General features: G+C 47.2%; 2 pseudogenes. Both read right to left on the bottom strand.

What is annotated here, in order from left to right:
• Positions 1-408: pseudogene (gene istB, locus AC07E5_RS09675) on the bottom strand (IS21-like element ISAba8 family helper ATPase IstB); the annotation flags it as partial.
• A pseudogene (locus AC07E5_RS09670) lies at positions 408-707 on the bottom strand (IS21 family transposase); the annotation flags it as partial. The pseudogenes istB and AC07E5_RS09670, both read right to left, overlap by 1 nt.

Below are 707 nucleotides of genomic sequence, written 5' to 3'. Positions count from 1 at the left end.
GGTAATGAACTTGATCTTAATGTTGTTCATGATGGCCTTATAGCCTAATGCCATAGATAAGTGCGTTTTTCCTACTCCGCTAGCCCCGAGAAACACCACATTTTCTGCTCTAGCAATAAAGCTCAGAGTGAACAGTTCAATCACCTGTGATTTAGGGGCCCCTAGGGCATAATTAAAATCATAGTCTTCCAGGGTTTTGACTTGAGGCAGGCCTGAGAGTTTCATCAGTACCTGCTGGCTGCGCTGTTGCCTGGCAGCATATTCATGCGTCAAGATCGCTTCAACAAAGTCGGCATAACTTCCATCCTGACCTAATGTTTGTTGTGCATGATGTGACCATTGTGATGCGATGGCAGGCAGATTGAGCTTTTGGCAAAGCTGCTCTATACGGTCGTATTGCAGATTCATCAGGAAACTCCCAGCAACTGGTCATATACCGATAAGGGATGCTGCAAACTCTCGTAGGGCATGACATGCTCTGCTGCTGCAACAGGTACAGTGCTGGAACCTGTATCTGATTGCGGTAATGGCGTAAATTTTTGCTGCTCCTGTTGCAGTCGAACAGCCGGTTTTTCTTGCGTGGTGGCATGAATCCGCTGATTGGCGGTTTCATGCAGCCACCGGCCAATGTGGGCATTGGCGACATCAACATCTAACAGTAAACCCGAAGTCTTCAGGCTTGCTTTCAATGGCACAATAAAGCTTGA

Source organism: Acinetobacter seohaensis (assembly GCF_056431365.1).
The sequence above is the reverse complement of the archived record's forward strand: the minus strand, read 5'-3'. Positions and strand labels throughout refer to the sequence as shown.